Here is a 26,986-nt window from a genome sequence, read left to right on the forward strand (position 1 = left end):
GGCAGGGAAACCGGTGCGCCAATCCCGATAAACAATGCCCGCGAAGCCTGCTAGGATTGGCGCTTCGCTTCAATCAACCCGGCCGTGGGATCGGCCCCGGAGACTCTCTGAATGACCCGTATTATCGAGTTCCTGATCGCCTTGGGGATCGTGGCTGGCCTGTTCGTCATCATTGGCGTATGTCTGCCGGGCGAGCGTCACATCACCGAAAGCATCGAGACCAACCGCAAGATGACGATCGTGTACGACACGGTCAGCAGCCTGCGCCGCTTCAAGGACTGGAACCCGCTGGTACTGCGCGATCCCGCCGTTGACCTGAAGCTGTCCGGCCCGGCCTCGGGTGTCGGTGCCACCCTCGACTTCACCTCCAAGGACCTGGGTACCGGTTCCTGGAAGATCACCGAAGCCGAAGAGAACAAGCGTGTTGTGATCGCCATCGAGGACGCCACCAAGGGTCACGACAAGGTCACCACCTTCAACCTGGAGCCGACCGGCAAGGGCGGTCGCAACGTCAAGATCACCCAGGACTACTCGGTGAAGTACGGCTTCGACCTGTTCGGCCGTTACGCCGGCCTGTATGTCAGCCGCCAGATCGGCGACGACATCAAGATGGGTCTGTCGCGCATGGCCAACATGCTCGCCACCGTGCCGAACGTGGACTACCGCACGCCGGAAGCCCCGCTGACCGACCTGGCCATCGTTGAAGTGCCGGCCGAGAACCTGCTGGTGGTCAACGCCGGCAACGTGGACCGCGGTCAGGACACCATCACCAAGTCCATCAAGGACAACCAGGAGTGGATCAAGCGCGTGATGGAGGCCAATGGCCTTGAAGCTGCCGGTCCGTTCCGCATCATCACCACCGACTTCGGCCAGGAGAAGTACGCCTTCGACATCGCCCAGCCGGTGAAGAAGAAGGGTGCTGAAGGTGCTGCTGCCGACGAGCTGACCGTCAAGATCGACGGCGGCGCTCCGGTCAAGTACGTGCACGTTGCTCCGCACCGTTCGGCGCATGCGGCCTACACCGGCCACATGGCGGGTCTGGACGTGGCGCGCAACGGCCTGCGTGCCTGGGCCGTGACCTCGGGCAACGAAGTCATCGACCGTCCGTACGAAACCTGGAAGGACGGCATCGACAAGTCGTTCACCCCGGAAGGTACCTACGACATCTACTGGGCCGTCAAGTAATCCCCGGCTGACCCATGTAGTGTTGGACACGAAAACGCGCCGCTCATTGCGGCGCGTTTTTTTTTCATCCGGCGCCCGGCAAGGGGCGCTGCGCAAGGAGCCCTCATGTTCAATCTGGAACGTCGCGCACGTAAGCCATCCCTGCTGGCCTGCCTGGGAGCGCTGTTGGCCGCCGCGTCGATCGGCCTGTCTGCCTATGCATCGCATGGCGTGGCCGACCCGTTGGCGCAGCAGCATCTGAACATGGCGGCGCTGTATGCGTTCGCGCATGGCGCGGTGCTGGTGGCGCTTGGGCCGCGCGCGCAGGGGGCGATCGCACACCTGGCGCTGTACGTACTGCTGCTGGGTGTCCTGCTGTTTTCCGGCAGCCTGGTGGGTGGGGCGTTGTGGCAGTGGCCGACGCGGATGGCGCCGATCGGTGGCACCAGCATGATGGCCGGATGGGTGTTGCTGGCGATCAATGCGTTGAGGCGGTGACGGTCGTAGGGCTGTCGCTCCGATCCATGCCGATGCGATCGTGATGGTTCATGGGCGTTACTTTTCTTTTCGCGCGAAAAGAAAAGTAACCAAAAGAAACGCGCCGCCGGCCGCGAGCCGGTGCTGTGCACCGGTCCCCTGCGCTCCTCGGCCCGTCGAGGGGCGGTGCGGGAACTCGCTGCGCTCAGACACCCGCACCTCTTCGCCCTCGCCGGACCTGCGGTGCTCGGCTCGCTTGAAGGCGGACCCAACAGCCGCGCGCTGATCCCTTATAGAGGCTTCGAGCGAAGCGACCGGCTTCTGTCTTTGCCTTCTTGTTCCATCTCGTGGTGGGCGCGCGCGGAATCCGCCCGGACAGCTCCATGAATTTCACCCTGCGGCCGTCACGAGGGGCTCAGCCGTTGGCCGGTTTCCAGCACCAGTGCCACGGTTCGTAGACGATGCCGTGCGGGTTGTCGCGCGGGTAGCTCAACCGGAAGCCGTGCCCAGCGGCATGGGCCTGCAGCCAGGCGAACGCGTCGGTGGCTTCAAATGATTCCTCGGCCGGGGCATCGCCCGGCGTGCCGATGTCCAGCGCGTGGCCGCTGTGGTGTTCACTGAACCCCGGCGCGGCATTCACCTTCAGGATCTCCGTCACGCTCAGCCCGCGTGCCAGCTTCCGTTCGAAGATGCCCAACTGGTAGGCATGGCTGCGGAAGCCGGAGATTGCATCCAGTGCGATGCCATCCTGCGCGGCGTGCAGGCGCATCCGTCGCCAGCCCTGCGCGGCGCCACGGCGCAGCCACAACGGGCGGCCGAAGCGGTCGCGGCCAGCGAAGTGCAGCAGGTACGGTTCCGGTTCCAGCGGCAGGCCACTGTCGTCGGCATAGCGCTGCGCATCCAGGCCGAGCTGCCGCAGGCGCTGCTGCAGCCCGGCCAGCGGCAGCCACTGTTCCTGCAGTGCAGCGCCGAACGGACGTGCCGTCGTTGCATCCAGCAGCGCCAGTGCGTCCTCGACCCCGGGCTCGCGCGGCAGGTGCGGCACCAGCGAATGCACGCCATGCGATGTCACCGCGGCCAGGTAGCGGCCATCGTGCTTGCGCCGCAGCACCCAGCGCGCCTGCGACAACAGGCGTGCATCCAGGTTGCTGCGTGCACGCAGCAGGCCGGCCGGCCACAACTCGATGGCTTCGGTATTGATCAGCAGGGGCGGGCGTCGTTGCATCGGCGCAGCTTACTGCCGTGGCGCCGGCGCGGCCACCTTGCGCAGTGCGTCCAGCAGCACCTGTGGCCGGTCCAGGCTGAGCAGCAGGGTGCTGCCGTCGTTGACCGGCAGGGCGAGAACGCGCATGCGGTCGGTGACCAGGGCGAAACCCCTGCCGCCGCCCTGCAGGCGAAAGTGGCCGGAATAGAAGCCCGGCATTGCATAGCCGTTGGTCTTGAAGCGGATGCCATAGCGGGGGTCACGCTGCAGGTCGACCACCTCGGCCTGGTCCAGCCGCAACTGCGCCACCGGCACGCGGCGGCGGTACATCGTCGAGCGAACGTCCAGCACGCCGTCGGCCAACTCCACCCGGCGGCGGAAGAACGCCGCGCCCAGACCGACGCCGAGCGCGGCGATCAGCAGCAGGCTCCAGGCGGCGCTGCCGCCCATCCGGAACCAGGGCGGCGACAGCGTTACTTCGATCCAGGGTGCGCTCGCCGGTGCCTTGTACAGCTGCGCATACAGGCAGGCCACGAAGGCAGCCAGCAGCGGCAGCACGATCCACAGCACGCGCAACGGCGAGCTCTCGGTCACCTTGTACTGTTTCGGATCGCTGGCGCCCATGGCTCAGGCCTCCTTCTTGAACACCAGCATCGCCGGGCACATCGGTGCGGGGATGATGATGTTGACCAGCTCCCAGCCCAGTTGGCCCTGGCGGCTCAGTTCGCTCTGGATGTCCTCGGCCTTGAGCAGGCCCATCATGGACGTCTTGACCTCGATCGTCTGGTAGCTCCAACGCTTGCTCATTCCTTGTCCTCCGGCGATGGCGCAGGTTTCGGCAGGCGGCCTGCCTTGCGCAGGGCGTCGCGCAGCACGTACTCGATCTGCGCGTTGAGGCTGCGCAGCTCGTCGTCAGCCCAGCGCTGCGCGGCGGCCAGGACGTCGGCATTGATGCGCAGCGGGTAGGCTTTCTTCTCACTCATGCGAGCTCCTGGCGGGGCGGTGGGGCGCCCCGTCGCGAGGGTGGTTCAGTACAGCGAACCGGCGTTGACGATCGGCTGGGTGCCGCGGTCCGAGCACAGCACGGTCAGCAGGTTGCTGACCATGTGCGCCTTGCGTTCCTCATCCAGCTGCACCACGCCGTTCTTCTGCAGTTCGGCCAGGGCCATTTCAACCATGCCGACCGCACCGGCCACGATGCGCGTACGTGCGGCGATCACTGCGTTGGCCTGCTGCCGCTGCAGCATCGCCTGGGCGATTTCGGCGGCGTAGGCGAGGTGGCTGATGCGTGCATCGATCACCTGCACGCCAGCATCGGCCAGGCGTTCGGCCAGCTCGTTCTTCAGGTGCTGGGAGATCTCGCTGGCATGGCTGCGCAGCGCCAGCTGGCCGTCCTCGTGCTGGTCGTAGGGATAGCTGGTAGCCATCGCGCGCAACGCCGATTCGGACTGGATGTGCACGAAGCTTTCGTAGTCGTCCACGTTGTAGACGGCCTCGGAGGCATCGACCACCTGCCAGACGATGACCGCGGCGATCTCGATCGGGCTGCCGTCCAGCTCGTTGACCTTCAGCTTGCCGCTCTCGAAGTTGCGCACGCGCTGGCTGACGCGGCGCTTGGCATAGAAGGGGTTGTTCCAGCGCAGGCCGTTGTCCTTGACGGTGCCGACGTACTTGCCGAACAGGCTCAGCACCGCCGCCTGGTTGGGCTGGATGGTGTACAGGCCGGCCAGGATGAACACGCCCAGGCCCCCCAGCAGCGCACCCAGCAGCATAAGCAGCAGGTTGGGCGAGCCGGTGCTGGCCTTGGCGGCCACGCCCAGTACGAACAGGGCAGCGCCGGCGAGGGCGACGAGCAGGGCACCGGCCAGCGTGCCGAGGCCGTTGAGGGAGGCAAGCGACTTCTCTTTCATGGCGGTACGTCCTTGAGGGGTCGAATTGAAGATATCAAAGTGATATCACTTTCCGACGACCGTTCGTCGGATGCCATGGCCAGGGTGCGCGGGCAGCTAGAATGCCCACCCGCCTTCACATCGCTGCTGGAACCGCCATGGCCAAGCTTGGAACCCCGCTGTCCCCCTCCGCCACCCGCGTGCTGCTGCTGGGCTCGGGCGAACTCGGCAAGGAGGTGGCCATCGAGCTGCAGCGGCTGGGCGTAGAGGTGATTGCCGCCGACCGCTATGCCGATGCCCCGGCCATGCAGGTCGCGCACCGCTCGCATGTGATCGACATGCTCGATGCGATGGCGCTGCGCGCGCTGATCGCGCAGGAGCAGCCGCACCTGGTGGTGCCGGAGATCGAGGCCATCCACACCGAGACCCTGGTCCAGCTGGAGCAGGAGCAGGGCCTGCGGGTGATCCCGACTGCGCGCGCCGCACGCCTGACCATGGATCGCGAAGGCATCCGCCGCCTGGCCGCCGAAACCCTGGGCCTGCCGACCTCGCCGTACCGCTTCGTCGATACCGAGGCCGAGTACCGTGCTGCCGTGGCCGCCATCGGCCTGCCGTGCGTAGTCAAGCCGGTGATGTCGTCCTCCGGCAAGGGCCAGAGCACCCTGCGCAGCGAAGCGGACATCGCCCCGGCCTGGGACTACGCGCAGACCGGTGGCCGCGCCGGTGCCGGTCGCTGCATCGTCGAGGGCTTCATCGATTTCGACTACGAGATCACCCTGCTGACCGTGCGCCATGCCGGCGGCACCTCGTTCTGCGCGCCGATCGGCCACCTGCAGAAGGATGGCGATTACCGCGAAAGCTGGCAGCCGCAGCCGATGTCGAGCGCGGCACTGGCGCGTGCCGAAGAGATTTCGCGCGCGATCACCGACGACCTCGGCGGCTGGGGCCTGTTCGGCGTCGAGCTGTTCGTGAAGGGCGACGAGGTGTGGTTCAGCGAAGTGTCGCCGCGCCCGCACGATACCGGCCTGGTGACCCTGGTTTCGCAGGAACTGAGCGAGTTCGCGCTGCACGCGCGCGCGATCCTTGGCCTGCCGATTCCGGTGATCCGCCAGAGCGGCCCGTCGGCGTCGTGTGCGCTGTTGGCACACGGCGAGGGCGTGCCGTACTTCAACAATGTCGCCGCCGCGCTGCAGGTGCCGGATACTGCCGTGCGCCTGTTCGGCAAGCCGAGCGTGCATGGCCACCGCCGCGTCGGCGTGACCCTGGCGCGCGCGGAAACCGTCGAAGAAGCACGCGCCATCGCGCGTGATGCCGCCGAAGTCATCGGCGTCGAGCTGCGCCCGTAAAAAAGGAGCGACGACCAACGGTCGTCGCCTACCGAAACCCGGTGGGTACCGACCGTTGGTCGGTACAGATTTCTGTGCGGTAGCGCCAGGCTGCACCCGACGGCTTGCCATGAACTGTGTAAGTCTTCTGTAGAGCCGAGCCCACGCTCGGCTGCTTTTCCATGTGACGCTTTCAGCCCGACAATGGATTCACATCTTCAGTCATGCGCGACGGCCTACTGGGGCTATTGAGCGCCAGATGCTGCCCTTAGAGGGTTGCTGCAAAGACGTAGAGCGCTAGGCCGCAATTGCGAGCTGAAAGCGACATCTGGTTGAGCGTCAAAATCCTGCGTGTTTTATCTTCTGACGGATGAATGCCAAAGACACCTCAGGAGAAGGCTTGGACGAGCGGCTTACATCAGCGCTACCTGCCTTGTATCACCGAATTGGCCAATCACTGATTGATGCCGTGCCTACCGACCAATGCGGGATCTGGCTGAACTTCGAGATCATCAAGAATGCCTGGTCGGGTTGGGCGTTCTACCGCAGGCCGTCAGGCTCATACGGCTATCTAGAAATTCCAGAGGATGCGGAAGCAGCGCTTCTGGAGATGCATCAGCTCTTTGCGCAATGGCACCATGCACTCTGGACGAGTTTGACGTTTCATCTGGATCCAGAGAACAAGATGGAAATCGAGCTCGGATATGAGCAGCTTTCCGAGGATGAGTTCATCGATTCCCTGGGTCGGGAGCAGGCTTGGCAGGACCGCTATCTCGGGGCTGACGCTCAGATTGACTGGCAGAGCTACTAAGCTTGGTTGGTTGCAGTAGCCGAGCATGGGCTCGGCTCTACAACATCTTCAGCAACCGGTGGCGCCGGGCGATGCCCGGCGGCTGCGCCGGTTACGGCTTCACGTCCACCCACACCAGGTGGTGGTCGCTGCCGTCGGCGATCTTCGCTTCCGGGCTCTCATTGGCTGGCCAGAAGACGCCGCTGCCCACGTACTCGAAACCGGTCGAGGGCAGCACGTAGTCCAGGCGCATGGTGCCGGACTTCGGGCCGAAATCGCCGGTGGCGTGGAACGGTGCGCCCTTGCGTTCGATGCCCTTGGCCGCATAGGCCAGGCTGGTCTGCTCGCCGCCGACGCTGCGCGGGGTGGGGTAGCGCAGCACGCGCGTGTTCTCGATCAGCTCGACGATTGCTTCATGGCGGCCATCGCCATCAACCGGGTCGTTGTTCAGATCGCCGAGGATCACGAAGCGCGCGTCCTGTGCCAGGCCGCCGCACTGGCCCTTGTCGTCGCACAGCCACGGCTTCTCACCCTTGGACAGATATTCCTGCCACAGGCGCAGTTCGTCGTGGTTGCGCGCCGCGTTGCGCTTTTCCGGACCGTCGAACACCGGCGGCGTCGGATGCGAGACCAGCGCGTGGACCACGCCGCCCGGCGTCTTCACCGGCACGTCCCAATGCGACTTCGAGGACAGGCGCAGCTGAGACCACACGTGGTCGTTGTAGAAGCTCTGGCCGGTACGCGGATCGACCGGGCGAATGGCACCGGGCATCGCACTCCACTTCAGCAGCTGGAAGCTGCGCACCTTGGTTTCATCGATCGGGTAGCGCGACAGCACCAGCATGCCGTACTGGCCCGGGTGCAGGCCGTAGCCCCACGCGTCATTGCCACGGCTGCGGCCTTCGCCGCCGACCACGCCGTTGTTGTCCAGGTCCAGGCCGCTGGGCACACCGGTATTGACCGGCGCCAGGTAACGGTAGGCAAAGTGCAGCGGCTTGCCGCCGCCGGGCTGGGCGACTTCCAGGTAGCGCTTCTGGAACAGGTCGGCGGCGCGATGGGCATCGTCGAAATCAAATTCGTTCAGCAGCACCAGGTCCGGGCGCACCTGCTGCAGCACGGCGGCGATCTTGCGTGCGTGCTCGCTGTCGCCCTCCAGTTCCTTGATCAGGCCACCGGTGTCGTCGGAGTACAGCGAGGTGTTGTAGGTGGCCAGGCGCAGCGCAGTGGACGGCTTCTCAGTCATCGCGGGGGACGTGGCAAAGGCGGGGGCGGTGGCGCCGCAGAGCAGGGCCAGGGCGAGGATCAAGGGTTTGGCGTTCATGCCCCTATTCTGCACCCGGCCCGGTGTCAGCGGTTTGTCAGCGCCCGTCCAGTTCGTTGTCGAAATCGTGCCAGCGGCGGCCGTCGTAGGCCTCAAGGGGATGGAAGCGGCGCTTGTAGTCCATCTTCTGGTGCCCCCGGATCCAGTAGCCCAGGTACACGTGCGGCAGCCCCTCGCGGCGCGCCCACTCGATCTGTTGGAGGATTGCGAAGGTACCCAGCCCGCGCGCGGCGTGGTCCGGGTCGAAGAACGTGTAGACCGCCGACAGGCCATGCTCGGTGACGTCGGTCACCGCCACCCCCAGCAACTGGCTGGGCTGGCCGTCGTGGCCGGGCAGGCGCATCTCCATGAAGCGGGTGTGCGACCAACTGCCGATCAGGAACTGCTCGAATTCGTGCGGGCCGTGGTCGTCCATGCCGCCATTGGCGTGGCGGTGGGTGAGGTAGCGGTGATACAGCGCGAACAGGTCGTCGCGGGCGGTGGCGGCGGTGATCCGTACCTCCAGGTCGGCATTGCGGGCGGCGCAGCGGCGCTGGCTGCGGTCCGGAGCGAAGCGGGCCACCGGGATGCGCACCGCCACGCAGGCCTGGCAGTGCGCGCAATGGGGCCGGTAGACCAGGTCGCCGCTGCGGCGGAAGCCCCAGCTCAGTGCCAGCGGATAGAGCGCACCGAGGCGGCGGTCGTTCGGGTCCAGCACCAGGTCGCGCGCCACCCGGTCGGACCAGTACCCGCAGGGGTGCTCGCCGGTCTGGAAAAGCCGCAGTTCGTCGTCTCTATCGCCGTGTAGTGCCATGGGCACAGCATAGCCCCAGCCCGTCGCAGTGGCGGCGACTGTCCGCCGGATGAACGGATCTGGCAGCAGCGTCAACCGATGTCGCGCCCGGGCGTTGTTGTCCCCCGAGGGTGAAGTGATCACCCCGACGCAAACCCATTCCCAGGAGTGACCCCATGATCCGTACCCCCCTGCTGCTGGCCCTGCTGCTCGGCACTTCCGCCTCCGGCATCGCGCTGGCGGCCGACACCCCGACCGCGCCGGCACAGCACCCGGCCAAGCTGGACACCAACGGTGACGGCGTCATCGATCGCAGCGAGGCCGCCGCCAACCCGCGCCTGGCCGCGAAGTTCGACGAACTGGACAGGAACAAGGACGGCAAGCTTTCGCGCGATGAGATGCCGCGCTGGCAGCATGGCCGCCGTGGCCACGGCGGTGAGCGCTGGGCCAAGCTGGACGTGAACAAGGACGGCCGCATCAGCCGCGACGAGGCCAAGGCCGATCCGCGCCTGGCTGCGCGCTTCGACCAGCTCGACCTCAACAGGGACGGTTACCTGGACAAGGCCGACCGCGAGCTGCGCATGAAGCAGCATCGTGATGCCTGGTTTGCTGCCGCCGACACCAACAAGGATGGCCAGCTGAGCAAGGCCGAGTTCGACGCGGCCAAGGGCCCGATGCACGGCGGCCCGCGCCAAGGCGGTCCGCGCGACGGCGGCGCGCCGAAGCCGCAGCGCTGAGGTTCAATGCAGTGAATGACGACAACGCCGGCAGACTGCCGGCGTTGTCCGTTACACGTTTCCGTTGCGCATCAGCGCATATACCACCAGGCCGATCACGAATACGTTCGCCCCGATGATGCCGGTGCGCCCGTACACGGATTCGTATTTCCAGTTGGTTCCGCTGCGGCCGCGCCGCGCTGAATCGCGCGCGATCATGGGTGCCATCACGCGCTGCAGCGGCACCAGGCACTGGTAGTTCACCGTACCCAGGCCGATGACGAGAATCGCAAGTTGCAGCCAGATTGGCACCTGCAGCATCAGCGAGATCAGCAGGCTGGTGCAGACGACCATCGCGGTAAACGTATTGAGGTGCACGAAGCGTCGCACTGCTGTTCGTTCCTGCTGGGTGTCTGCGAAGCGCAGCAGGAAGCGGCCACCCAGATAGCTGCCGATGATGCCGCCGACGACGCCACCGGCAACGGTGGCCCAGTCGCTGGCGGGAATCAGGTGCAGCTGGCTGGCGGCGGCCGTCAGTGAACCCATGGCTGCCCCGCCTGCGGCACTGACGCCGCCCAGGCCCAGCTTGCTGCCGCCCACGCCGACACCGGTGCCGAGCAGGATCGCTGCGCTGGCCGTGCCGGGCGCGGCCACCAGTACCATCGAAACCACCGCCGTAGCGAACGCGGCACTGGGTGCGCTGCTGCGCGCGAACTCACCGAAGCGCTGCAGCAGGCCGTCGCGCACCAGCGCGCGGGCGCGCGACAGGCGCTTGCGCACCGCCGCGTCGCTGAGCCCGAGCAGGTCGGCCACCTGTTGCGAGCGCTGGCCCTCTCGGTAGTACAGCAGCAGCACTTCGCGGCTGTCTGCGGGCAGGGCAGAGATGATCTCCTCGGCGGCGATCTCCTCTTCCACCCGCTGCAGGCGGTCGGCAGCACCCGGGGCGGGGTCGGCGGCCATGCCCATCGCCACCTCGGCCGCCTCGCCAGTCAGCGGGCGCCCGCGCTGGGCGCGCAGCCAGTCGCGGGCCAGGTTGCGGGTGATCTGCCGCAGCCAGGGCAGGAAGCTGGTCGCGCTGCGCAGCTGGTGCAGCTGCTGCCAGCCCTTCACAAAGGCTTCCTGGGCAATGTCCTCGCTGGCCTGGCGGTCGCGGGTGATGGCCAGCGCGATGGCGGTGACCGTGTTCTGGCAGGCCAGCACGATGCGGCCGTAGGCGTGCTGGCAACCGCTGGCGGCGGCGGGCAGTTCGCGTTCCAGGGTCTGGTCGATCGATGCGGCGAACGTCGTCATGGCGGCGGCTCTCCTGCTGGGATTGTGTCCCATGACGGGGCCGCGCGCGAAGTGTGACCGGCTTTCTGCACGGTCGTGCCGGCCCCCGGCCGGCAACCTCATGACAAAAAAGGGGACGGAGGGGATTAAGTCGTTTGTGCCACAAACGACTTAATCCCCTCCGTCCCCTTTTTGCGGTTGCCGGGCAGCGGCCGGCCGACCCGTGGGTTATTTCGATGGCTGGATGCGGACCCGGACTTCTTCCTCTTCCGGCGCTGCCTGCGGGGCCGGTTGCGCCTGCTGCAGCTGGGCCTGCGGGGCGGGCGCCGGGGCGCCGCGATGGCGCAGGCCGATCACCAGCGCCACCCCAGCGATCACCACCAGCAGGGCGATGCGGATGCGCCAGGCCCAGCTGCGGCCGCCGCTGCCCGATTCCGGCGCGTCGCGGAAGGCGAATTCGGCGGTGGGGTGGTCGCGGCGGGTGGTGTCGAGCAGGCGCGCCTCGCGCAGGATTTCGCGCGCGCGCGGCTGGTCGTCGGCACGCACGATCCACACCGCCGGGTAGGCGTTGGCATTGCCCAGGTCGGTATAACTGAACTGGCCGCGGCGGCGGGTCTTGTACGAGCGCCCGTTGGTCACCTTGACGTCGATGCCATGCCCGCGCAGTAGCTCGGCCACGCCTTCGACGGTTTCCACGCGCTGGCTGCTGAAGATCTGGCGCATGGGTTACTCCTTGGCCGGCACGGCGGCGGCCGCAGCCTGGTCGGGAACCACGCGGATCAGGCCTTCCTGCGCGGTGCTGGCCACCAGCACGCCGTTGCGGGTGAAGAACTGGCCGCGGGCCAGGCCGCGCGAATCCTGCGCGCTGGGGCTGTCCAGCGAGTACAGCAGCCAGTCGTCGGCGCGGAACGGGCGGTGGAACCAGATTGCGTGGTCGAGCGAGGCCATCTGTACGTGCGGGTGGTAATAGCTGATGCCGTGCGGGAAGGTTGCCGTGCCCAGGAGGTGGAAGTCGGAGGCATAGGCCAGCAGGGCCTGGTGCAGCTCCGGGGCATCGCCGACCGGCTCGCTCAGGCGCAGCCACACCTGGTGGTAGGGCGGGCGCTTGGGCGGGTTCAGTTCGTCGCGCGGGTAGACGTGGCGGAACTCGAACGGGCCGCCACGCGACAGCCAGCGCTGCACCTTGATCGGCAGGCGTTCCAGCACTTCGGCCGGCAGCGGCCGGTTCGGTTCGATGTCTTCCGGCTGCGGCACTTCGGGCATCTTGTGCTGGTGCTCGGCGCCGGTCTCGGCCTGCTGGAACGAGGCCGCGCAGAAGAAGATCACCTTGCCGTGCTGGATCGCGGTGACCCGTCGCACCGAGAAGCTGCCGCCGTCGCGGGTGCGGTCCACGTCGTAGACGATCGGGTGGTCGATGTTGCCGGCGCGCAGGAAGTAGGCGTGCAGCGAGTGCACGTGGCGGCCATTGTCGACCGTGGCCTGCGCCGCAGCCAGTGCCTGGCCCAGCACCTGCCCGCCGAACACGTACTTGGTGCCGATGTCGCGGCTCTGCCCGCGGAACAGGTTGTCCTCCAGCCGCTCCAGCGTGAGCAGGTCGATCAGCTCGGAGACGACGGGTTCGGGCGTGTCGTTCAAGGGGGCGGCCACAGCAGTGAAAGAGGGCCTGATTATACCGGTCAGGGCGGCTGCCCCATCTTCGGTAGTGCCGGCCGCTGGCCGGCAACCTCATGATCCTCTTGGGGGGGGCGGTTGCCGGCCAGCGGCCGGCACTACCGTTCACTTGCCGAGGCGCGCCACCAGTGCCTGCAGGGCGTTCTGTGCGTCCGGGGCGAACCAGGCCTCGACGAAACGGTCGAGCTGGATCAGGTCCGGGTGAAGCGCTTCGTGCAGGTCGGCGCGGGCGATGGCGCGGGTCAGCAGCATCGGCTGCCGAGGCTGCTTGAGCAGGTTCTGCAGCCAGGCCACGGCGCGTGCCACCACCTGGTCACCCTCGGCCAGCTCATCGACCAGGCCGATCTGCAGCGCCTGTTCGGCCGGCACCAGCGCGCCGGTGGTCAGCAGCACGCCGGCACGGTGCACGCCCACCGCACGGCGCAGCAGGCGCTGGATGCCCTCCGGTGCAATCAGGCCCACCTGGACTTCGTTCAGGCCGATGGCATACGGCCGCGACGGATCGGCGCTGCGCGCCATCACCCGGTAATCGCAGCACAGCGCCAGCACGCAACCGCCGGCCGGGGCGTGGCCGGTGATCGCCGCGACCACCGGAATGCGGCTCTCGGCCAGTGTGCGTACGGCGCCAAAGAAGGCGTTCCAGGTATCCAGCAGCTTGTGCTTGTCATCGCCATGCGAGAGCAGGTGCGGCACGTCCATGCCTCCGGTGAAGACGCGCTCGCTGCCCGACAGCACGATGCCGTGCGCATCTTCGGCCATGGCCAGCTCGATGGCATGGATCAACTGCCGGCACAGGTCGGTGTCCAGTGCATTGACCGGCGGCCGCGCCAGGCGCAGTTCGCGGATGGGGCCGTGGTTGATCACCTCGATGAGCGTCGTCATGCTGCGGTCTCGTTGCGAAGAAGGAACCTGGGCGATGATAACCAAACCATTCGTTGGCGTACTGTGGGTGCTGTGTGCGGCCGCAGCATCGGCTTCGGCTTCGGCTGCGGAATCACGCTGCGTCACGGTGGAGCAGGGCTGGGCGCGGCTGCCACCGAATCCGGCGATGCCGATGACTGCCGGCTATGGCGTGATCCACAACGGCTGCAGCAGGGCGGTGGTGATCACCGGCGCGGCCAGCAGTAGCTTCGGCGACGTGTCGCTGCACGAGACCACGATTGTCGATGGGGTCAGCCGCATGCGTGCGATCGAGCGCATGCCGCTGGCGCCGGGCGCGCGCGCCGAGCTCAAGCCCGGTGGCCTGCACCTGATGCTGATGCAGGGCAAGGGCGCGCTGAAGGAAGGCCAGGCGCTGCCGTTGCGGCTGCAGCTGGAAGGCGGTGGCGAAGCGAACGCGACGTTGACCGTCCGCAAGGCCGCGCCGTAGAGGGATGGTGGTGCCGGCCGCTGGCCGGCAAAAACAGGAAATGCCGGCCAGCGGCCGGCACTGCCGCAAGGTCTTACGACCAGTCGTACGAGAACAGTACCGTGCGGCTCACCGGCTCATACAGCATCACGATCGCGTCGGCGCCGGTGGCGCACCAGTTGTAGCCAGCGACTTCGGCGACGGCGAAGAACTTGTGGCCATTGCGGCGGATGATCGCCATTTCGGCATCATCTGGAGCATGCCGGTCGTGGGCGGCGTCGGTGAATTCCAGGGTGAAGGCGGCCGGAATATCGGCCGTTTCGATCCAGTTGCCACAGGAAATCTGTCCCCCCAGCGAATCCAGATAATCGCGCTCGCTGGCCTCACCCTTGCCGTAGCGCGAGTAGCAGGCGAGGCGGCCATGCGTGGCGTGGTAGTGGCGGGCCTTGGCGTAGCTGTCGCGCATCTGCGCAATGTGTTCCTGCGCGTCCTTGTCCTGTACTGCGTCGCCGATGAAATAGCCCTCGTTGCCAAGGAAGCGCATCTGGTTGCCGGCGGTCAGCTCGAAGGCGATCCAGTTGGTGCCGGTGAAATCGTTGTGGTGTACTTCGGTGGTTTCGCCGATGCAGCCGTCGTACGGCTCGATCGGGCACAGCATCGTCGCCACCTGGCCGGCCAGTTCCGGGCGCAGCACACCGAGGTCGATCTTCAGCAGCGGCAGCAGGTGCTGGCCGAGCCAGGCCTGGTCGGCGGGGAAGACGTCGGTGGGGAAGGGGACCATGCCGGGCAGCAGGTCGCTCAGTTCAGTCTGGTGGATCATCTCAGTCCTTTGAATCGGATCGGTAGTGCCGGCCGCTGGCCGGCATGCGCGAAGCGTCTGGAGGTTGCCGGCCAGCGGCCGGCACTACCTTCAGGTGGAAGCGCTGCGGATCGCCTCCGGCAGCGGCGCGCTCCTGCCGGTCTGCGTATCCATCCAGACCACCACCACGTTGCCGTCGGAATACAGCTTCGAGTCGTCCTGCTGGTCGACGATGCGGTGGCCGATGGTCACGCTGCTGTTGCCCAGGCGCTCGACGAACAATTCGACCACGATGTCGTTGGGCCACACGATCGGCAGCCGGTAGTTGACGTTGGTCGCGGCCACCACCGGGGCGATGCGGTCGGTCATCGACACGCCGTCCACGCCCAGCATCCAGCGCACGCGCGCTTCCTCCAGGTAGGAAATGTACTTGGCGTTGTTGACGTGGCCCATGCTGTCCATGTCACGCCAGCGCACGCTGATCGGGATGCGGGCCAGGATCTTGTGTTCGCTGCTCATCAGGCGTCCTTCTTCTTCGTCATGCTCTTGCTGGCCTTGCCGGTGCTCTTGGCGGCCACGGCCTTCTTCGCCACCTTGGCCGGCTTCTCGGGCTTCACCTTGCGCGGCGGACGCGCATCGGGCTTGTTGGCCACGGCGGCCGGCTGCTCGGGGCGCGCGCTGGTGGACGGCAGCATGCGGGCCAGGAACTGGCCGGTGTACGACTGCGGGCAGGCCGCCACGTCTTCCGGCGTGCCGGTGACCAGGATGGTGCCGCCGCGGTGGCCACCCTCCGGACCCAGATCGACGATCCAGTCGGCGGTCTTGATCACGTCCAGGTTGTGCTCGATCACCACCACCGTGTTGCCTTCGTCGCGCAGCTTGTGCAGCACGCCCAGCAGCGCTTCGATGTCGTGGAAGTGCAGGCCGGTGGTCGGCTCGTCGAGGATGTACAGGGTGCGGCCGGTATCGCGGCGCGACAGCTCCTTGGACAGCTTCACGCGCTGTGCTTCACCACCGGACAGCGTGGTCGCGCTCTGGCCCAGCTTGATGTAGCTCAGGCCGACGTCGACCAGTGTTTCCAGCTTGCGTGCGATCGACGGCACCGGCTCGAACAGCTTCAGCGCATCCTCGACGGTCATTTCCAGCACGTCGTTGATGTTGAAGCCCTTGTACAGGATCTCCAGCGTCTCGCGGTTGTAGCGCTTGCCGTGACAGACATCGCACGGCACGTATACGTCCGGCAGGAAGTGCATCTCGACCTTGATCAGGCCATCGCCCTGGCAGGCCTCGCAGCGGCCACCGCGCACGTTGAAGCTGAAGCGGCCCGGTGAGTAGCCGCGCGCGCGCGCTTCCGGCACCTGTGCGAACAGTTCGCGCAGGGGAGTGAACAGGCCGGTGTAGGTGGCCGGGTTCGAACGCGGGGTGCGGCCGATCGGCGACTGGTCGATGTCCACCACCTTGTCGAACAGGTCCAGGCCATCGATCTCCCTGTACGGGGCGATCGGGTGCGAGGAACCGTTGATCTCGTTGGCGGCCAGCGAGAACAGGGTGTCGTTGATCAGGGTCGACTTGCCGGAGCCGGACACACCGGTCACGCAGGTCAGCAGGCCCGACGGAATCGCCAGGTCCACGCCCTTGAGGTTGTTGCCGCTGGCCCCACGCAGGTGCAGGGTCATCTTCGGGTTCGGCTTGTGCCGGCGCGCCGGGATCTCGATCGCGCGCTTGCCCGACAGGTACTGGCCGGTCAGCGAGCGCGGTGCCTCCAGGATGTCCTGCAGGGTGCCCTGGCCGACGATCTCGCCGCCATGCACGCCCGCGCCCGGGCCGATGTCCAGCACGTAGTCGGCCAGGCGGATCGCGTCCTCGTCATGCTCGACCACGATCACCGTGTTGCCGAGGTCGCGCAGGCGGGTGAGGGTGCCCAGCAGGCGTTCGTTGTCGCGCTGGTGCAGGCCGATCGACGGTTCGTCGAGCACGTACATCACGCCGACCAGGCCGGCGCCGATCTGGCTGGCCAGGCGGATGCGCTGCGCCTCGCCACCGGACAGCGTGTCGGCCTTGCGTTCCAGGGTCAGGTAATCCAGGCCGACATCGACGAGGAAGCCGAGGCGTTCGCCGATTTCCTTGACGATCTTCGCGGCAATCTCGCCACGCCAGCCCGGCAGGCTCAGCTCGCTGAAGAACTTCAGCGCCTCGTCGATCGGCAGCACCACCAGCTCCGGCAGCGGGCGGTCGGCCACGAACACATTGCGTGCGGCCTTGTTCAGGCGCGCGCCATGGCATTCCGGGCAGGGCTGTTCGCTGATGTACTTGGACAGCTCTTCGCGCACCGCCGGCGATTCGGTTTCCTTGTAGCGGCGCTCGAGGTTGGGAATGATGCCCTCGAAGCGATGCTTGCGCTGGGTGCGGCCACCGGCTTCGGTGAAGTAGGTGAAGGTGATTGCTTCGTCGCCGCTGCCGTACAGCACGGCCTGCTGCACCTTGTCCGGCAGCGAGTTCCAGGCCGCGTCGACGTCGAACCGGTAGTGCTTGGCCAGCGAGGCGATCAGCTGGAAGTAGTAGGCATTGCGGCGGTCCCAGCCGCGCACCGCGCCGGCGGCCAGCGACAGCTCGGGGTGCACCACCACGCGCGAAGGATCGAAGAACTCGGCCATGCCCAGGCCATCGCAGCCGGGGCAGGCGCCCATCGGTGCGTTGAACGAGAACAGGCGCGGCTCCAGTTCCGGCAGCGAGTAATCGCAGACCGGGCAGGAGTATTTGGAGGAGAACAGGGTCGGCGCGGATTCCGTGTTGTCCAGGCTCTGTACCGAGGCCATGCCGTCGCCCAGCTTCAGCGCGGTCTCGAAGCTCTCGGCCAGGCGCTGCTTGATGTCCTCGCGCGGGCGGAAGCGGTCGATCACCGCCTCGATGGTGTGCTTCTGGCGCAGCGCCAGTGGCGGCACCGCATCGATTTCATGCAGCTCGCCGTCCACGCGCACGCGCACGAAACCCTGCGCACGCAGCTGGTCGAATACCTGCGCATGCTCGCCCTTGCGGTCGCGGATGACCGGGGCCAACAGCATGTAGCGCTGTTCCGGGTCCAGGGTCAGCACCTGGTCGACCATCTGGCTGACCGTCTGCGCTTCCAGGGGATAGCCGTGGTCCGGGCAGCGCGGGGTGCCGACGCGGGCGTACAGCAGGCGCAGGTAGTCGTAGATCTCGGTGATCGTGCCGACCGTCGAGCGCGGGTTGTGCGAGGTCGACTTCTGCTCGATCGAGATCGCCGGGGACAGGCCTTCGATGTGGTCCAGGTCCGGCTTTTCCATCACGCTCAGGAACTGGCGCGCATAGGCCGACAGCGACTCGACGTAGCGGCGCTGGCCTTCTGCATAGATGGTGTCGAACGCCAGCGAGGACTTGCCCGAGCCGGACAGGCCGGTGATCACGATCAGCTTGTCGCGGGGCAGGTCGAGGTCGAGGTTCTTCAGGTTGTGCGTCCGCGCGCCGCGGATGCGGATGAAATCCATCGCCATGGGGGATCCGGTTGTGGGGGCGTTGGCTGGGTGCCGGGCCAGCAGGGAACGGCAATCGGTCAGCCTACCGAGGTGACCAGATGGGGGCAATGGGCCACAATGCCAGCCCGGTGTCTCACCTTGTGAGACAGGCCGACAGCTTTGTGTAGAGCCGAGCCATGCTCGGCTGCCTGGACCCCGGCCCGTTCAGCCGGGCATGGCGCGGCCCGGCAGGGCCCGGCCTCCAGGCCGTCCAGGGGTTGACTTGACCCGCGCCCGATGATCTGCGTACAATCCCGCTCCTGTCCGCCCTCGATGGCGGCAGCTCAGACCACAATAACTACAGAGGAAGGCCTGGTCATGTACGCAGTACTGGTCACCGGCGGTAAGCAATACCGCGTGGCGCAGGGCGAAAAGCTCCGCATTGAAAAGCTCGAAGTCGAAGTCGGCAGCGAGATCAAGTTTGACAACATCCTGATGCTGGGTGACAGCGACGGCGTGAAGCTGGGCGATGCGCTGAAGGGCGCTGCCGTCACCGCCAAGGTCCTGTCCCAGGGTCGTGCTGACAAGGTCCGGATCATCAAGTTCCGTCGCCGCAAGCACCACATGAAGCGTCAGGGTCACCGTCAGTACTACACCGAAATCGAGATCACCGGCATCGCCGGCTAAGCATCAGGAGAAGCAGTCATGGCACATAAAAAGGGCGTAGGCTCCTCGCGCAACGGTCGCGACTCCAACCCGAAGTACCTGGGCGTCAAGATCTTCGGCGGCCAGGCCATCGAAGCCGGCAACATCATCGTGCGTCAGCGCGGCACCCAGTTCCACCCGGGTTCGGGCGTTGGCCTGGGCCGTGACCACACCCTGTTCGCCCTCGTGGACGGCAAGGTGGAGTTCTCGGTCAAGGGCGCCAAGAAGCGTCGCACCGTCAGCATCGTCTCGGCCGACGCCTGATCCAGGCATCGCCGGCACCCGTGCCCCGGCATGGGAGTGCTGCATGAAGAGCCCCGCTTCGGCGGGGCTTTTCGTTAGAGTGGACGCAAGACCGGCCAGGCCGGGCTGCCGGCCATCGGCAGGCATAACATTCAAGGCGGCGGCCGGCAGGCCACGCCCATCGCAGGCATCGAAACAATGAAACTGGTAGACGAAGCAGAAATCGAAGTGTTCGCCGGCAACGGCGGCAACGGCTGCATTGGCTTCCGTCGCGAGAAGTTCATTCCGCTCGGCGGCCCGGACGGCGGCGACGGCGGTGCGGGCGGCAGCGTGTATATCCGCGCCGATGAAAACCTGAACACCCTGGTCGACTTCCGCCATGACCGCATCTTCAAGGCGCAGCGCGGCGAGAACGGCATGGGCCGCCAGGCCTATGGCAAGGGTGGCGAAGACCTGACCATCACCGTGCCGGTCGGTACCGTGGTGATCAACGTGGCCACCGATGAAGTCATCGGCGACCTGACCCAGCACGGCGATCGCCTGCTGGTGGCCAAGGGCGGTCGTGGCGGCCTGGGCAACATGCACTTCAAGAGCTCGACCAACCGCTCGCCGCGCCAGGCGTTGCCGGGCGAGCCGGGCGAGGAGCGCACGCTGAAGCTGGAGCTGAAGCTGCTGGCCGATGTCGGCCTGCTGGGCTTCCCCAACGCCGGCAAGAGCACCCTGATCCGCGCCGTTTCGGCGGCGACGCCGAAGGTGGCTGATTACCCGTTCACCACGCTGTACCCGAACCTGGGCGTGGTGAAGGTGGAGAACTACCGCAGCTTCGTGATCGCCGACATTCCGGGCCTGATCGAAGGCGCGGCCGATGGTGCCGGCCTGGGCGCGCAGTTCCTGCGCCACCTGCAGCGCACCCGCCTGCTGCTGCACCTGGTGGACATCTCGCCGATGGAAGGTGGCGTGGACGGCATCTCGCCGGTGGAGCAGGTGCGTGCGATCGAGCGCGAGCTGGAGAAGCACGATCCGGAACTGCTTAAAAAGCCGCGCTGGCTGGTGCTGAACAAGGCTGACCTGATGTTCGAAGACGAGGCGCAGGCCGCGGCCGAGCAGATCGTTGCCGAGTTGGGCTGGAAGGAGCCGTGGTTCCTGGTCTCCGCACTGGGTCGCGAGGGCACCTTCCCGATCATGAGCCGGATCATGGCCTTCTTCGATCGCCAGAAGGAAGAAGAGCAGGAAGCCCGCGACGCGCAGTAGAGTCGACCGCTGGTCGACTGGCGTTGATAAAAACCCGGCTTCGGCCGGGTTTTTGCTTGGTAGTGCCGGCCGCTGGCCGGCAATCCGGTGAACCGCCGGCCAGCGGCCGGCACTACCGGATCGCAGGCAACAAAAAACCCGGCCGAGGCCGGGCTTTTGTCTGCAGCCCAACCCCGGAGGGCAGGGCGGCAACGCCGGATCAGGCGGCCTTGAGGGCCTTGATGCGGTCGTTCAGGCGGCTCTTGTGGCGAGCAGCCTTGTTCTTGTGGATCAGGCCACGCGCGCTGAAGCGATCCAGGATCGGCTGGGCAACGGCGAAGGCGGCTTCGGCGCCGGCGGCATCGTTGGCGTCCAGCGCCTTGATCACTTTCTTGACAGCGGTGCGCAGCATCGAGCGCTGAGCCACGTTGCGCGCGTTGCGCACGACGGTCTGCTTGGCGCGCTTCTTGGCGGACTTGATATTGGCCACGGTGGTGGTTTCCTGAAAAAATCGGTGTTATGGGAACAGCAAGCTAGCTAGTATGATGGCGTAAGAAATGCACGTCAAGTCGATTGTCAAGAGGGACGCTGAGTGAGTTCACCCAAGTTGTTGCGGGGCCTGCTGTCGTTCAGCAGCATGACCATGGTCTCGCGCGTTCTCGGACTTGTCCGGGACTTCGTGGTGACCACCACGTTCGGCACCAACGCCATCACTGATGCTTTCTGGGTCGCCTTCAGGGTACCCAATTTCCTGCGCCGGTTGTTCGCCGAAGGGTCTTTTGCCACCGCTTTCGTGCCGGTGTTCACGGAAGTGAAGGAAACCCGCAGCCATGCCGAGCTGCGCGAACTGATGGCCCGCACCGCCGGCACCCTGGGCGGGGTGCTGATGCTGGTCACCGCACTGGCCCTGATCTTCGCGCCGCAGCTGGCCTCGGTCTTCTCCAGTGGCGTTGATACCGACCCGGTCAAGCAGGGCCTGCTGGTCGACCTGTTCCGCCTGACCTTCCCGTTCCTGCTGTTCGTCTCGCTGACCGCACTGGCCGGCGGTGCGCTGAACAGCTTCCAGCGCTTCGCGATGCCAGCGCTGACCCCGGTCATTCTCAACCTGTGCATGATCGCCGGCGCGCTATGGCTGGCGCCGCGGCTGGGCGGCACGCCGGAAAAGCAGATCCTGGCGCTGGGCTGGGCGGTGCTGGCGGCCGGCATCCTGCAGCTGCTGTTCCAGCTGCCCTCGCTGAAGGGCATCAACCTGCTGACCCTGCCGCGCTGGGGCTGGCGCCATCCGGGCGTGCGCAAGGTGATGACGCTGATGGTGCCGACCCTGTTCGGCTCCTCGGTGGCGCAGATCAACCTGCTGCTGGACACCGTCATCGCGGCCAAGCTGACCGATGGCTCGCAGTCCTGGCTGTCGCTGGCCGACCGCTTCCTCGAGCTGCCGCTGGGCGTGTTCGGCGTGGCGCTGGGCACGGTGATCCTGCCGGCGCTGGCCCGTCACCACGTCAGCACCGACCGCGAAGGCTTCTCGCGCTCGCTGGACTGGGGCCTGCGCATGACCCTGCTGATCTCGGTGCCGGCCATGCTGGGCCTGCTGCTGCTGGCCGAGCCGCTGATCGCGACCATCTTCCAGCACGGCCAGTTCAGCGCCTTCGACACCCGCATGACCGCGCTGTCGGTGTACGGCCTGAGCTTCGGCCTTCCGGCATTCGCCCTGCTGAAGGTGGTGCTGCCGGCCTTCTACGCCCGCCAGGACACCAAGACCCCGGTGCGCGCCGGTGTGGCGGCACTGGTGGCCAACATGGTGTTCAACTTCGCCCTGCTGGCCGTGCTGTACCAGGTGATGGTGCCCGACGAGCTGAAGGCGCAGGGCGTGATGGCGGCCATCGGCAAGCAGCCGGGCCTGCACCTGGCACTGGGCATCGCCAGCGCGCTGTCCAGTTACCTGAACCTGGGCCTGCTCTGGTACTGGCTCGGCAAGACCGACGTCTACCAGCGCCGGCCGGGCTGGGGCGGCTATCTGCTGCGCCTGCTGTTGGCCTGCGCGGCGATGGTTGGCGTGCTGCTGGCCCTGCTGCACTGGCTGCCGGGCTTCCCGGCGATGAACGTGTGGGAGCGGATCGGTGCCCTGGCGTTGCTGGTCGGCGGCGGCGGCGCGACCTACGCAGTGGCCATGCTGGCGATGGGCTTCCGCCCACGCGACCTGCGTGGGCATTGATCGCGGCCAGTGACGGCTATACTTCAGGGTTACACCATTGAAGCGGCGGCCCCGGTCGGGCCGGAACGAGAGTTGATGAGCAGGCTGTTCAGAAGCGTCGAGGGCGGGGAGCTGTTCCCCAACGGAAGCGTGGTCTGTATCGGTGCATTCGACGGCCTCCACCTGGGCCATCGTGCGCTGGTCCGCCACGCGGTCGCCCGCGCGCGCGCCTTGGGCGTGGCCGCAGTGGCCGTGGCGTTCGAGCCGCTGCCGCGTGAATTCTTTTCCCAGGGCACGCCGCCGCCGCGGCTGACCCTGGCGCGCAGCAAGGTCGAGATCCTGCGCGAGCTCGGCGTCGATGCGATCGGTCTGCTGCGTTTCGACGCGGCGATGGCGGCGATGCCGGCCGAGGCCTTCGTGCACCAGTTGCTGGTGCAGCGCCTGAGCGCGCGCGAGGTGTGGATCGGGCCGGAGTTCTGCTTCGGCAACCGCCGCCGCGGCGATCTGGCCCTTCTGCAGCAGATGGGCGCCGAGCTGGGCTTCAGCGCCGGCGAGATCGAAGCGGTCGACCTGCATGGCGAGCGCATTTCCAGCACCCGCATCCGCCAGCTACTGCAGGACGGCGATTTTGCCCGCGCCAACGACCTGCTCGGCCGCCCCTACGCGATCAGCGGCCGGGTGGTGCGCGGTCGCCAGCTTGGCCGTACGCTGGGCTTCCCCACCGCCAACCTGCGCTTCCCGAAGACCCCGGCGCTGTCGGGCATCTACGCAACCTGGGTGCATGGTGTGTTCGACCAGCCGTGGCCGTCGGTGTCCAGCTTCGGCACCCGGCCGACGGTGGAGGGCGTGGAGCCGCTGCTGGAAGCCCACCTGTTCGATTTCCAGGGCGATCTGTACGGTCGCCACATCGACGTGGAGTTCGTCACCAAGCTGCGCGACGAAGAGAAATTCAATGATCTGGCGGCGCTGACCGACCAGATGCACCGCGACGCCGAACAGGCGCGCGCCATCCTTTCCGAACATAGATTGCGAGCTACTGCGTGAGCCAGGACTACAAGACCACCCTGAACCTGCCAGCCACCGAATTCCCGATGCGCGGCGACCTGCCCAAGCGCGAGCCGGGCATTCTGGCGCGGTGGGAAGCGCAGGGGCTCTACCAGCAGCTGCGCGACAACGCCGCCGGCCGTCCGCTGTTCGTGCTGCATGACGGCCCGCCATACGCCAACGGCCGCATCCACCTGGGCCACGCGGTCAACAAGATCCTGAAGGACATCATCGTCAAGTCGCGCTACCTGGCCGGCTTCGATGCGCCCTATGTGCCGGGCTGGGACTGCCATGGCCTGCCGATCGAGATCGCGGTCGAGAAGAAGTGGGGCAAGGTCGGCACCAAGCTCGACGCCGTCGAATTCCGCCAGAAGTGCCGCGAGTTCGCCGAAGAGCAGATCAACATCCAGCGCGTGGACTTCAAGCGCCTGGGCGTGACCGGTGACTGGGACAACCCGTACAAGACCCTGAGCTTCGACTTCGAAGCCAACGAGATCCGTGCGCTGTCCAAGGTCGTGGCCAACGGACACCTGGTGCGTGGCGCCAAGCCGGTGTACTGGTGCTTCGACTGTGGCTCGGCGCTGGCCGAGGCCGAGATCGAGTACCAGGAAAAGGAATCGCCGGCGATCGACGTCGCCTACGCCGCGCGTGACGCGCAGGCCATCGGCCAGGCGTTCGGCGTGAGCGTGCCGGCCGACGTGGAAGTGGCGGTGCCGATCTGGACCACCACGCCGTGGACGCTGCCGGCCTCGCTGGCGGTGTCGCTGGGTGCGGAGATCAACTACGTGCTGGCCGAGGGCCCGGCCCACAACGGCAAGCGCCGTTGGCTGGTACTGGCCGCCGCGCTGGCAGAGCGCGCGCTGCAGCGCTATGGCGTCGAGAACGTGGTGCTGCACGGTGAAACCACCGGCGCGGCGCTGGAGAACCAGCTGCTGGCGCACCCGTTCTACCCGGACCGCGAGATCCTGGTGCTCAACGGCGACCACGTCTCCGATGAGGACGGTACCGGTGCGGTGCACACCGCCCCTGGTCACGGCCAGGAAGACTTCGTGGTCAGCCAGAAGTACGGCCTGCTGGACAAGTACAACGCCGGGCAGGTGACCCCGATCGACGGCCGTGGCGTGTACCTGGAATCGACCCCGCCGGCCGGCGAGGTGGTGCTGGCCGGCCAGCACCTGTGGAAGGCGCAGGAGGCCATCGTCGGCGTGCTGCGCGACAACGGTTCGCTGCTGGCGTTCCACCCGATCCGCCACAGCTACCCGCACTGCTGGCGCCACAAGACGCCAGTGGTGTTCCGCGCCACCCCGCAGTGGTTCATCTCGATGGACAAGGCCAACCTGCGCAGCGATGCGCTGGCCGCGATCGACACTGTCGGCTGGTTCCCGACCTGGGGCAAGGCGCGCATCCAGAGCATGGTCGACGGTCGCCCGGACTGGACCATCTCGCGCCAGCGCACCTGGGGCGTGCCGATCGCACTGTTCACCCATCGCCAGACCGGCGAGATCCACCCGCGCTCGGTGGAGCTGATGCAGCAGGTTGCCGACCGCGTCGAAGCCGAGGGCATCGATGTGTGGTACTCGCTGGACGCCGCCGAGCTGCTCGGCGCCGAAGCGGCCGACTACGAGAAGGTCACCGACATCCTCGACGTCTGGTTCGACTCGGGGGTGACCCATGAAGGCGTGCTCGCCGCGCGTGGTTTCGGCAAGCCGGCCGACCTGTACCTGGAAGGCTCCGACCAGCATCGTGGCTGGTTCCAGTCCTCGCTGCTGACCGGCGTGGCGATCGACAAGCGCGCCCCGTACAAGCAGTGCCTCACCCATGGTTTCACCGTGGACGAGCATGGCCGCAAGATGTCCAAGTCGCTGGGCAACGGCATCGAGCCGCAGGACATCATGAACAAGCTGGGCGCGGACATCCTGCGCCTGTGGATCGCCTCGGCCGACTACAGCAACGAGATGTCGCTGTCGCAGGAGATCCTCAAGCGCAACGCCGACGCCTACCGCCGCCTGCGCAACACCGCGCGCTTCCTGCTCGGCAACCTGGACGGTTTCGACCCGGCGCTGCACCTGCAGCCGCTCGAGCAGATGGTCGCGCTGGACCGCTGGATCGTGCATCGCGCGTGGGAGCTGCAGGAGAAGATCAAGGCAGCCTACGACGGCTACAACATGGCCGAGATCGTGCAGCTGCTGCTGAACTTCTGCAGCGTGGACCTGGGCTCGCTGTACCTGGACGTGACCAAGGACCGCCTGTACACGATGCCGACCGATTCACACGGTCGCCGTTCGGCGCAGAGCGCGATGTACCACATTGCCGAGGCGTTCACCCGCTGGGTGGCGCCGATCCTGACCTTCACTGCCGACGAGCTGTGGGGCTACCTGCCGGGCGAACGCGCCGGCCACGTGCTGTTCACCACCTGGTACGACGGCCTGGCGCCGCTGCCGGCTGATGCCCAGCTCAACGCCGCCGACTTCGACCAGCTGCTGGCCGTGCGCGAACAGGTGGCCAAGGTGCTCGAACCGATGCGTGCCAACGGTGCGATCGGTGCCGCGCTGGAAGCGGAGATCACCATCGCCGCCAGCGAGGAGCAGGCCGCGCGCTGGCAGCCGCTGGCCGATGAACTGCGTTTCCTGTTCATCAGTGGCGACGTGCAGGTGCGCCCGGCGACCACCGACGAGGTGTTCGTCAGCGCCCAGCCGACCAGCAAGGCCAAGTGCGTGCGCTGCTGGCACCACCGCGCCGACGTCGGCAGCAACGCCGACCACCCGGAACTGTGCGGCCGCTGCGTGAGCAACGTGACCGGCGCCGGCGAAGTGCGGAGCTGGTTCTGATGGCCGCGCCCCGTCCGCATCCGAACGCCCTGGTCTGGCTGCTGCTGTCGGCGGCCGTCATCGGCCTGGACCAGTGGTCCAAGGCCTGGGTGCTGTCGAGCCTGCCGGAGTTCCAGCCGGTGGTGGTCATCGACGGCTTCTGGAACTGGTACCGCACCTACAACACCGGCGCGGCATTCAGTTTCCTGAGCGACGCCGGTGGCTGGCAGAAGTACTTCTTCACTGCACTGGCGATCGCCATCAGCGGGCTGATGGCCTGGTGGCTGCGCGGCACCGCCCGTGGCAACTGGAAGGCCGCGGTGCCGTATGCACTGATCATCGGTGGCGCCATCGGCAATGTGATCGACCGCCAGGTGCACGGCCACGTGGTCGATTTCATCCAGTGGTACGTGGGCAGCTACACCTGGCCCTCGTTCAACATCGCCGATTCGGCCATCGTGGTGGGTGCCATCGGCATCGCCCTGTTTGGCCTGTTCGACGGCAAGTCCGCCAAAAAGGCGGATAATGCCAACCCGAAACCGTAAGCC

At 66.7% G+C, this 26,986-nt stretch carries 28 protein-coding genes; 13 read left to right on the forward strand and 15 right to left on the reverse strand.

Annotated elements, in window-relative coordinates; all coding sequences use genetic code 11:
• The first annotated feature begins 111 nt into the window (after window positions 1-111).
• Both AC5P66_RS01120 and AC5P66_RS01125 read left to right on the forward strand, forming a co-directional pair.
• Complete coding sequence (locus AC5P66_RS01120) at window positions 112-1,185, forward strand: polyketide cyclase (protein WP_005415686.1); 1,074 nt, start codon at window positions 112-114, stop codon at window positions 1,183-1,185.
• A gap of 105 nt (window positions 1,186-1,290) precedes the next feature.
• Window positions 1,291-1,662 (forward strand): DUF423 domain-containing protein, encoded by a 372-nt coding sequence (locus tag AC5P66_RS01125; RefSeq protein WP_019659313.1) that lies wholly within the window; start codon window positions 1,291-1,293, stop codon window positions 1,660-1,662.
• Window positions 1,663-2,056: 394 nt separating this feature from the next.
• On the opposite strand, the gene AC5P66_RS01130 is transcribed toward AC5P66_RS01125, so the two are convergent.
• From AC5P66_RS01130 to AC5P66_RS01150, 5 genes are read right to left on the reverse strand one after another with little or no spacing between them, the layout of a single operon-like run.
• Window positions 2,057-2,866, reverse strand: coding sequence for a M15 family metallopeptidase (locus AC5P66_RS01130; protein WP_447906509.1), 810 nt, complete (start codon window positions 2,864-2,866; stop codon window positions 2,057-2,059).
• A gap of 9 nt (window positions 2,867-2,875) precedes the next feature.
• Complete coding sequence (locus AC5P66_RS01135) at window positions 2,876-3,469, reverse strand: PH domain-containing protein (RefSeq protein WP_111096427.1); 594 nt, start codon at window positions 3,467-3,469, stop codon at window positions 2,876-2,878.
• A 3-nt stretch (window positions 3,470-3,472) separates the two neighbouring features.
• Window positions 3,473-3,652, reverse strand: coding sequence for a DUF4177 domain-containing protein (locus AC5P66_RS01140; protein ID WP_049414924.1), 180 nt, complete (start codon window positions 3,650-3,652; stop codon window positions 3,473-3,475).
• Window positions 3,649-3,828, reverse strand: coding sequence for a type II toxin-antitoxin system antitoxin (locus AC5P66_RS01145; protein ID WP_049414918.1), 180 nt, complete (start codon window positions 3,826-3,828; stop codon window positions 3,649-3,651). The genes AC5P66_RS01140 and AC5P66_RS01145 overlap by 4 nt, the downstream gene beginning before the upstream one ends.
• Before the next feature lie 45 nt (window positions 3,829-3,873).
• Window positions 3,874-4,755: an SPFH domain-containing protein gene (locus AC5P66_RS01150; RefSeq protein WP_099495262.1), complete on the reverse strand. Its 882-nt coding sequence runs from the start codon at window positions 4,753-4,755 to the stop codon at window positions 3,874-3,876.
• Between the two features lie 137 nt (window positions 4,756-4,892).
• Between AC5P66_RS01150 and purT the strand changes: the two genes are divergently transcribed.
• Both purT and AC5P66_RS01160 read left to right on the forward strand, forming a co-directional pair.
• Complete coding sequence (purT, locus tag AC5P66_RS01155; RefSeq protein WP_099495263.1) at window positions 4,893-6,080, forward strand: formate-dependent phosphoribosylglycinamide formyltransferase; 1,188 nt, start codon at window positions 4,893-4,895, stop codon at window positions 6,078-6,080.
• Window positions 6,081-6,459: 379 nt separating this feature from the next.
• Window positions 6,460-6,870, forward strand: a complete 411-nt coding sequence (locus tag AC5P66_RS01160) for an immunity protein YezG family protein (protein ID WP_158229696.1) — start codon at window positions 6,460-6,462, stop codon at window positions 6,868-6,870.
• Window positions 6,871-6,961: 91 nt separating this feature from the next.
• Here the strand turns inward: AC5P66_RS01160 and AC5P66_RS01165 are convergent, their stop codons facing one another.
• Together AC5P66_RS01165 and AC5P66_RS01170 are read right to left on the reverse strand one after the other, a co-directional pair.
• Window positions 6,962-8,170 carry an endonuclease/exonuclease/phosphatase family protein gene (locus AC5P66_RS01165; protein WP_263467473.1) on the reverse strand — a complete coding sequence of 403 codons (1,209 nt, stop codon included), beginning with the start codon at window positions 8,168-8,170 and terminating at the stop codon, window positions 6,962-6,964.
• A gap of 37 nt (window positions 8,171-8,207) precedes the next feature.
• A complete protein-coding gene (locus tag AC5P66_RS01170) occupies window positions 8,208-8,963 on the reverse strand; it encodes an arginyltransferase (RefSeq protein ID WP_049439048.1) in 756 nt (251 codons plus the stop codon).
• Window positions 8,964-9,118: 155 nt separating this feature from the next.
• Here AC5P66_RS01170 and AC5P66_RS01175 point away from each other — a divergent pair, with 155 nt between their 5' ends.
• Entirely contained in the window at window positions 9,119-9,679 is a 561-nt protein-coding gene (locus tag AC5P66_RS01175; protein WP_049411750.1) for an EF-hand domain-containing protein, read from the forward strand.
• 51 nt (window positions 9,680-9,730) lie between these two features.
• Here AC5P66_RS01175 and AC5P66_RS01180 read toward each other — a convergent pair whose 3' ends face one another.
• The 4 genes from AC5P66_RS01180 to AC5P66_RS01195 form a co-directional block, all read right to left on the reverse strand.
• Window positions 9,731-10,948, reverse strand: coding sequence for an RNA polymerase sigma factor (locus AC5P66_RS01180; RefSeq protein WP_099495266.1), 1,218 nt, complete (start codon window positions 10,946-10,948; stop codon window positions 9,731-9,733).
• A gap of 207 nt (window positions 10,949-11,155) precedes the next feature.
• Complete coding sequence (locus AC5P66_RS01185; RefSeq protein WP_262256798.1) at window positions 11,156-11,650, reverse strand: pathogenicity-like protein; 495 nt, start codon at window positions 11,648-11,650, stop codon at window positions 11,156-11,158.
• A 3-nt stretch (window positions 11,651-11,653) separates the two neighbouring features.
• Window positions 11,654-12,574 carry an acyl-CoA thioesterase II gene (tesB, locus tag AC5P66_RS01190; protein ID WP_005408551.1) on the reverse strand — a complete coding sequence of 307 codons (921 nt, stop codon included), beginning with the start codon at window positions 12,572-12,574 and terminating at the stop codon, window positions 11,654-11,656.
• 129 nt (window positions 12,575-12,703) lie between these two features.
• A complete protein-coding gene (locus tag AC5P66_RS01195; protein ID WP_049439166.1) occupies window positions 12,704-13,480 on the reverse strand; it encodes an enoyl-CoA hydratase/isomerase family protein in 777 nt (258 codons plus the stop codon).
• Between the two features lie 34 nt (window positions 13,481-13,514).
• Between AC5P66_RS01195 and AC5P66_RS01200 the strand changes: the two genes are divergently transcribed.
• Window positions 13,515-13,967, forward strand: a complete 453-nt coding sequence (locus AC5P66_RS01200) for a copper chaperone PCu(A)C (RefSeq protein WP_478489317.1) — start codon at window positions 13,515-13,517, stop codon at window positions 13,965-13,967.
• A 73-nt stretch (window positions 13,968-14,040) separates the two neighbouring features.
• On the opposite strand, the gene AC5P66_RS01205 is transcribed toward AC5P66_RS01200, so the two are convergent.
• The 3 genes from AC5P66_RS01205 to uvrA all read right to left on the reverse strand — a co-directional run bounded on the left by AC5P66_RS01205 (window position 14,041) and on the right by uvrA (window position 18,257).
• The gene (locus AC5P66_RS01205; RefSeq protein WP_495216045.1) at window positions 14,041-14,766 is read right to left on the reverse strand and encodes an enolase; all 726 of its coding nucleotides are present in this window, start codon (window positions 14,764-14,766) and stop codon (window positions 14,041-14,043) included.
• Window positions 14,767-14,856: 90 nt separating this feature from the next.
• Window positions 14,857-15,264, reverse strand: coding sequence for an acyl-CoA thioesterase (locus AC5P66_RS01210; RefSeq protein WP_012479452.1), 408 nt, complete (start codon window positions 15,262-15,264; stop codon window positions 14,857-14,859).
• A complete protein-coding gene (gene uvrA / locus AC5P66_RS01215; RefSeq protein ID WP_495216047.1) occupies window positions 15,264-18,257 on the reverse strand; it encodes an excinuclease ABC subunit UvrA in 2,994 nt (997 codons plus the stop codon). The genes AC5P66_RS01210 and uvrA overlap by 1 nt, the downstream gene beginning before the upstream one ends.
• Window positions 18,258-18,596: 339 nt before the next feature.
• On the opposite strand from uvrA, the gene rplU reads away from it, so the two are divergent.
• The 3 genes from rplU (at window position 18,597) to cgtA (ending at window position 20,417) form a co-directional block, all read left to right on the forward strand.
• Window positions 18,597-18,905 carry a 50S ribosomal protein L21 gene (gene rplU, locus AC5P66_RS01220; protein ID WP_005408557.1) on the forward strand — a complete coding sequence of 103 codons (309 nt, stop codon included), beginning with the start codon at window positions 18,597-18,599 and terminating at the stop codon, window positions 18,903-18,905.
• A gap of 18 nt (window positions 18,906-18,923) precedes the next feature.
• Window positions 18,924-19,187, forward strand: coding sequence for a 50S ribosomal protein L27 (rpmA, locus tag AC5P66_RS01225; RefSeq protein WP_005415704.1), 264 nt, complete (start codon window positions 18,924-18,926; stop codon window positions 19,185-19,187).
• 177 nt (window positions 19,188-19,364) lie between these two features.
• Window positions 19,365-20,417 carry an Obg family GTPase CgtA gene (gene cgtA / locus AC5P66_RS01230; protein ID WP_049413749.1) on the forward strand — a complete coding sequence of 351 codons (1,053 nt, stop codon included), beginning with the start codon at window positions 19,365-19,367 and terminating at the stop codon, window positions 20,415-20,417.
• Window positions 20,418-20,616: 199 nt separating this feature from the next.
• Here the strand turns inward: cgtA and rpsT are convergent, their stop codons facing one another.
• Complete coding sequence (rpsT, locus tag AC5P66_RS01235; RefSeq protein ID WP_005408560.1) at window positions 20,617-20,886, reverse strand: 30S ribosomal protein S20; 270 nt, start codon at window positions 20,884-20,886, stop codon at window positions 20,617-20,619.
• A 117-nt stretch (window positions 20,887-21,003) separates the two neighbouring features.
• On the opposite strand from rpsT, the gene murJ reads away from it, so the two are divergent.
• The 4 genes from murJ (at window position 21,004) to lspA (ending at window position 26,983) form a co-directional block, all read left to right on the forward strand.
• Window positions 21,004-22,608 carry a murein biosynthesis integral membrane protein MurJ gene (gene murJ / locus AC5P66_RS01240; RefSeq protein ID WP_100477740.1) on the forward strand — a complete coding sequence of 535 codons (1,605 nt, stop codon included), beginning with the start codon at window positions 21,004-21,006 and terminating at the stop codon, window positions 22,606-22,608.
• 75 nt (window positions 22,609-22,683) lie between these two features.
• On the forward strand, window positions 22,684-23,631 hold the full coding sequence (locus AC5P66_RS01245) for a bifunctional riboflavin kinase/FAD synthetase (protein ID WP_100477741.1): 948 nt from the start codon (window positions 22,684-22,686) through the stop codon (window positions 23,629-23,631).
• Entirely contained in the window at window positions 23,628-26,459 is a 2,832-nt protein-coding gene (gene ileS, locus AC5P66_RS01250; protein ID WP_100477742.1) for an isoleucine--tRNA ligase, read from the forward strand. Before AC5P66_RS01245 ends, ileS begins: the two co-directional genes overlap by 4 nt.
• On the forward strand, window positions 26,459-26,983 hold the full coding sequence (gene lspA / locus AC5P66_RS01255; RefSeq protein ID WP_049413756.1) for a signal peptidase II: 525 nt from the start codon (window positions 26,459-26,461) through the stop codon (window positions 26,981-26,983). Before ileS ends, lspA begins: the two co-directional genes overlap by 1 nt.
• Window positions 26,984-26,986: the final 3 nt, after the last annotated feature.

The sequence above is a fragment of the Stenotrophomonas sp. YJH_SMC_122 genome, from assembly GCF_059369535.1.

What these genes read in the sequence shown, in the direction of transcription:
- AC5P66_RS01120 (WP_005415686.1), top strand. Translation starts at nt 112, where the DNA reads ATGACCCGTATTATCGAGTTCCTGATCGCCTTGGGGATCGTGGCTGGC.
- AC5P66_RS01125 (WP_019659313.1), top strand. Translation starts at nt 1,291, where the DNA reads ATGTTCAATCTGGAACGTCGCGCACGTAAGCCATCCCTGCTGGCCTGC.
- AC5P66_RS01130 (WP_447906509.1), bottom strand. Translation starts at nt 2,866, where the DNA reads ATGCAACGACGCCCGCCCCTGCTGATCAATACCGAAGCCATCGAGTTG.
- AC5P66_RS01135 (WP_111096427.1), bottom strand. Translation starts at nt 3,469, where the DNA reads ATGGGCGCCAGCGATCCGAAACAGTACAAGGTGACCGAGAGCTCGCCG.
- AC5P66_RS01140 (WP_049414924.1), bottom strand. Translation starts at nt 3,652, where the DNA reads ATGAGCAAGCGTTGGAGCTACCAGACGATCGAGGTCAAGACGTCCATG.
- AC5P66_RS01145 (WP_049414918.1), bottom strand. Translation starts at nt 3,828, where the DNA reads ATGAGTGAGAAGAAAGCCTACCCGCTGCGCATCAATGCCGACGTCCTG.
- AC5P66_RS01150 (WP_099495262.1), bottom strand. Translation starts at nt 4,755, where the DNA reads ATGAAAGAGAAGTCGCTTGCCTCCCTCAACGGCCTCGGCACGCTGGCC.
- purT (WP_099495263.1), top strand. Translation starts at nt 4,893, where the DNA reads ATGGCCAAGCTTGGAACCCCGCTGTCCCCCTCCGCCACCCGCGTGCTG.
- AC5P66_RS01165 (WP_263467473.1), bottom strand. Translation starts at nt 8,170, where the DNA reads ATGAACGCCAAACCCTTGATCCTCGCCCTGGCCCTGCTCTGCGGCGCC.
- AC5P66_RS01170 (WP_049439048.1), bottom strand. Translation starts at nt 8,963, where the DNA reads ATGGCACTACACGGCGATAGAGACGACGAACTGCGGCTTTTCCAGACC.
- AC5P66_RS01175 (WP_049411750.1), top strand. Translation starts at nt 9,119, where the DNA reads ATGATCCGTACCCCCCTGCTGCTGGCCCTGCTGCTCGGCACTTCCGCC.
- AC5P66_RS01180 (WP_099495266.1), bottom strand. Translation starts at nt 10,948, where the DNA reads ATGACGACGTTCGCCGCATCGATCGACCAGACCCTGGAACGCGAACTG.
- AC5P66_RS01185 (WP_262256798.1), bottom strand. Translation starts at nt 11,650, where the DNA reads ATGCGCCAGATCTTCAGCAGCCAGCGCGTGGAAACCGTCGAAGGCGTG.
- AC5P66_RS01195 (WP_049439166.1), bottom strand. Translation starts at nt 13,480, where the DNA reads ATGACGACGCTCATCGAGGTGATCAACCACGGCCCCATCCGCGAACTG.
- AC5P66_RS01200 (WP_478489317.1), top strand. Translation starts at nt 13,515, where the DNA reads ATGATAACCAAACCATTCGTTGGCGTACTGTGGGTGCTGTGTGCGGCC.
- AC5P66_RS01205 (WP_495216045.1), bottom strand. Translation starts at nt 14,766, where the DNA reads ATGATCCACCAGACTGAACTGAGCGACCTGCTGCCCGGCATGGTCCCC.
- AC5P66_RS01210 (WP_012479452.1), bottom strand. Translation starts at nt 15,264, where the DNA reads ATGAGCAGCGAACACAAGATCCTGGCCCGCATCCCGATCAGCGTGCGC.
- uvrA (WP_495216047.1), bottom strand. Translation starts at nt 18,257, where the DNA reads ATGGCGATGGATTTCATCCGCATCCGCGGCGCGCGGACGCACAACCTG.
- rplU (WP_005408557.1), top strand. Translation starts at nt 18,597, where the DNA reads ATGTACGCAGTACTGGTCACCGGCGGTAAGCAATACCGCGTGGCGCAG.
- rpmA (WP_005415704.1), top strand. Translation starts at nt 18,924, where the DNA reads ATGGCACATAAAAAGGGCGTAGGCTCCTCGCGCAACGGTCGCGACTCC.
- cgtA (WP_049413749.1), top strand. Translation starts at nt 19,365, where the DNA reads ATGAAACTGGTAGACGAAGCAGAAATCGAAGTGTTCGCCGGCAACGGC.
- AC5P66_RS01245 (WP_100477741.1), top strand. Translation starts at nt 22,684, where the DNA reads ATGAGCAGGCTGTTCAGAAGCGTCGAGGGCGGGGAGCTGTTCCCCAAC.
- lspA (WP_049413756.1), top strand. Translation starts at nt 26,459, where the DNA reads ATGGCCGCGCCCCGTCCGCATCCGAACGCCCTGGTCTGGCTGCTGCTG.